This window comes from Microbacterium sp. CPCC 204701 (genome assembly GCF_004010105.1).
GTDB lineage: Bacteria > Actinomycetota > Actinomycetes > Actinomycetales > Microbacteriaceae > Microbacterium.
On record NZ_RRYE01000315.1, the window covers coordinates 1 to 3,564 of the forward strand.

At 72.1% G+C, this 3,564-nt stretch carries 4 protein-coding genes; 3 read left to right on the forward strand and 1 reads right to left on the reverse strand.

Features of this window, described 5'->3' with window-relative positions:
- Together EIO58_RS14555 and EIO58_RS14560 are read left to right on the forward strand one after the other, a co-directional pair.
- Nucleotides 1-546 (forward strand): substrate-binding domain-containing protein (locus EIO58_RS14555; RefSeq protein WP_164861733.1); only part of this gene is annotated, 546 nt, incomplete at its 5' end.
- Between the two features lie 67 nt (nt 547-613).
- Complete coding sequence (locus EIO58_RS14560) at nt 614-1,624, forward strand: LacI family DNA-binding transcriptional regulator (protein WP_127820132.1); 1,011 nt, start codon at nt 614-616, stop codon at nt 1,622-1,624.
- On the opposite strand, the gene EIO58_RS14565 is transcribed toward EIO58_RS14560, so the two are convergent.
- A complete protein-coding gene (locus tag EIO58_RS14565) occupies nt 1,617-1,922 on the reverse strand; it encodes an NIPSNAP family protein (RefSeq protein WP_127820134.1) in 306 nt (101 codons plus the stop codon). The two genes, EIO58_RS14560 and EIO58_RS14565, sit on opposite strands and share 8 nt — an antisense overlap.
- Before the next feature lie 278 nt (nt 1,923-2,200).
- On the opposite strand from EIO58_RS14565, the gene EIO58_RS14570 reads away from it, so the two are divergent.
- The gene (locus tag EIO58_RS14570; protein WP_127820133.1) at nt 2,201-3,547 is read left to right on the forward strand and encodes a Gfo/Idh/MocA family protein; all 1,347 of its coding nucleotides are present in this window, start codon (nt 2,201-2,203) and stop codon (nt 3,545-3,547) included.
- Nucleotides 3,548-3,564: the final 17 nt, after the last annotated feature.

Below are 3,564 nucleotides of genomic sequence, written 5' to 3' on the forward strand. Positions count from 1 at the left end.
CCCGGCGGCGGGCCGGCACGATCCGTCGCGGTCGACAACCGCGGCGGCGCGGCGGCGCTCGGCGCCGAGCTCGCCCGACTCGGGTATCGCGAATCAGTCGTCCTCGCGGCATCCCCGGGCATCCGTACGTCCGACGACCGCCTCGCCGGGTTCACCGAGGGCTTCGGCTCGGGCGGAGGCGCCGTTCGCGAGGTGCGTCGTGCGGGCTTCACGCGCGACGCCGGCTACGACGCCGCGCGCGAGCTGCTCGCGGGCGACGTCGCCCCGGGAACCCTGATCTTCGGCATCAGCGACGTGGTCGCGATCGGCGCCATGTCGGCAGTCCGGGATGCCGGACGCGACGTCGGCGCCGACGTCGCCGTCGCCGGATTCGACGACATCGCGACGGGTCGCGACATCCGTCCGGGCCTCACGACGGTGCGGGTCCCTCTCGAAGAGCTGGGCTATCGCGCGCTGCACGCGGCGATCGACCCGGAGTGGGAGCCCGCCGAACCGTCTCTCCCACTCGAGGTCATCGTGCGCGGGTCGACGCCGCCGCGCGCTTGACGCATCCGCGTGCACCAGGAAGCGTTTCCTCCCCGGTTAGGCTGAACCGACCGAAGGGAGTCGACGGATGCCTCGACCGCCGAAGGGCGTCACCATCGCGGACGTCGCAGCCCGCGCCGGCGTCTCGCTCTCGACGGTCTCGCGCGCGCTGAACGGCAATCCCACGGTGGACCCCACGCTGGTCGCGAAGGTGCAGGATGCCGCGGCCGCGCTCGACTACACCGCGAGCGCCGTCGCCCGCAGCCTCGTGCTCGGCCGCACCCAGACGGTCGCGGTCGTCGTGCCCGATCTTGGCAACCCGACCTTCCAGGCGATCCTCCGCGGGCTGAGCCGCGCGGCCGCAGCCGACGACTACCACGTGCTCGTGGCGGACTCGGCGGAGTCGGTCGACGAGGAGCGTGTACTCGCCACCGCGACCCGCCGCCGCACGGACGGCGTGATTTTGTGCGCGCCGCGACTGCCGCAGGACGAGCTCGACCGCCTCGTCGGAGGACTCCAGCCCGTCGTGCTGATCAACCGCGCGTCGGGCGACGTGCCGTCGGTGCGCGCCGACTACGGCAGCGCCCTGACGGCCGAGCTCACCCATCTTCACGCGCTCGGCCACCGCCGCATCGTGTTCCTCGCCGGCGCCCCCGGCAGTGTCGCGAACGCGGCCCGGCTCGAGGCGATCGAGGCGTTCCGCATCGCGCACCCCGACACCGACGTGACCGAGATCCCCTGCGGCGTCGACTTCGAGGCCGGCGCCGCCGCGGCACCCGCCGTGCTCGAGTCGGACGCGACGGCCGCACTCGCCTTCAACGACCTCGTCGCGATGGGCCTGTTGAGCGCCCTCCAGGCGAGCGGATGCCGCGTCCCCGACGACCTCTCCGTCGCGGGGTTCGACGGCATCCCGTTCGCGCAGTACACGACGCCACCGCTGACGACGTCGGCCGTCCCGGCCGCCGAGCTCGGAGCGCAGGCGTGGTCGCGCATGCGCGAGCTGCTCGAGAGCGCCGAGCCGGGGCATCCGCTCACTCTCCTCCCCGAGCTCACCGTCCGCGGCTCTACCGGCCCTGCGGCCGGAGCCCGCGTCAGCTGAAGACCGGGGCCAGGAAGCGGCGCTCGTAACGGCGGATGCACCCCGTCTCGCGGGCGTACTCGAACATCGCGACGCACTCGGGGTCGGCGAACGACGCCGTGCGATAGGCCTCGTAGTCGGCGAGCGACGGGAACGTGAACAGCGCGAACGCCTCGTCGCTGTCGCCCTCGCTCGGCATGAAGTATCCGTGGTGCGTGCCGCCGAGCTTGTCGACGAGCCGGATCCACTCGCGCGCGTAGCGGGTGAACTCCTCGAGCTTGTCGGGGTCGATCTCGTACCGGAGGTGAACCGTGACCAGGGGCATCCCACGATTCTGTCGAGCGCGAACCTTCGAATGCCGTCCTCGGGCGCACCCCGCGGGCCATTGGCCGGATGGCGCACACACGTGGCAGTCCGGGCTCGTCCACACGCGCGGTCGCGCGCATTCAGGTGCCACGACACGCGGCATTCCCGCCACGAATCCGCGTGTCGCGCCACCCGAACGAAGCCTCGCTCCGTGCGAACCCGTACGCCTGGACCGCGCGCTGCGAACCCGCGCTCGTGGTACCCTGAGAAAACGTTTCCTGAAGGAGTGAGATGAGCCACCGCCGGTACGCCCTCGTCGGCGCGGGTCACCGCGCCCAGATGTACGTCGATGCGATCACCGGCAGCTACGCCGACGACGCGGTGCTCGTCGCCATCTGCGAGCCGAACCCGGTGCGCGCCCAGTACTACGTCGATCGCGTCGTCGCTGCCGGCCGGCCCGCGCCTGCGGTCTACGGCCCCGACGACCTCGAGCAGATGATCCGCGGCGAGCGCGTCGACCGCGTCGTCATCTGCGCGCGCGACGACCTGCACGCGCCGCTCATCGTGCGGGCGACGGATGCCGGAGCCGATGTCGTCGTCGAGAAGCCGCTCACGATCGACGGGCCGTCTACCGCGGCCATCGAGGACGCCATCGACCGAACCGGGCGCGAGGTCGTCATCACGTTCAACTACCGCTACTCGCCGCGCAACTCCGCTCTGCGTCAGGTGATCCAGGACGGCACGATCGGCGAAGTGACCTCGGTGGACTTCTCGTGGGTGCTCGACACCAAGCACGGCGCCGACTACTTCCGCCGCTGGCACCGCGAGAAGGAGCACTCCGGCGGGCTCCTCGTCCACAAGGCGAGCCATCATTTCGACCTGGTCAACTGGTGGATCCGCTCGGCCCCGCGCCGGGTGTTCGCGTCGGGCGGGCTGCGCTTCTACGGCGCAGGGAACGCGGCGGCCCGCGGCATCCTGAGCCGTCCGGAACGCGGCACGCACGACGGAGCCGACGCCTTCGAGCTCGACCTGCGCCAGGACGAGCGCCTGAAGGCCCTGTACCTCGAGGCCGAGCAGCACGACGGCTACCTGCGCGACCGCGACGTGTTCGGCGAGGGCATCACGATCGAAGACAACCTCGCGCTCGTCGTGGACTACGCGTCCGGCGCGACGCTCTCGTACTCCCTCAACGCGCACTCGCCATGGGAGGGGTACCGCGTCGCGGTGAACGGCACCCTCGGCCGCGCCGAGCTCGAGGTCGTCGAGCGGGGCGCGGTGCTCGCCGGCGAAGGCCTGCACCCGGTGCTCGACCCCTCCGCCGTCCACGCCGGCACCGCGCAGTCGCTGCGCCCCGAGGGCGAACGGCTCATCGTGCAGCGGCACTGGGAGGCCGCATACGAGGTTCCGATCGAGAGCAGCGGCGACGGCCACGGCGGCGGCGACGCGCTGCTGCTCGCCGACGTCTTCGAGGGCCCCGGAGACGACCCGCTCGCGCGCCCCGCGGACTGGCGCGACGGCGTCCGCTCCATCGCCGTCGGCATCGCCGGCAACCGATCGCTCGAGACCGGGCTTCCCGTGCAGGTCGCCGACCTCGGCATCCCGTTCCTCGCCGCTGACGCGACGGCGGCGCGACCATGAGCCGCATCGTCGTCACC

Bases quoted from the DNA above. Each gene is read 5' to 3' on its own strand.
- EIO58_RS14570 (WP_127820133.1), top strand. From the start codon at position 2,201: ATGAGCCACCGCCGGTACGCCCTCGTCGGCGCGGGTCACCGCGCCCAG.
- EIO58_RS14560 (WP_127820132.1), top strand. From the start codon at position 614: ATGCCTCGACCGCCGAAGGGCGTCACCATCGCGGACGTCGCAGCCCGC.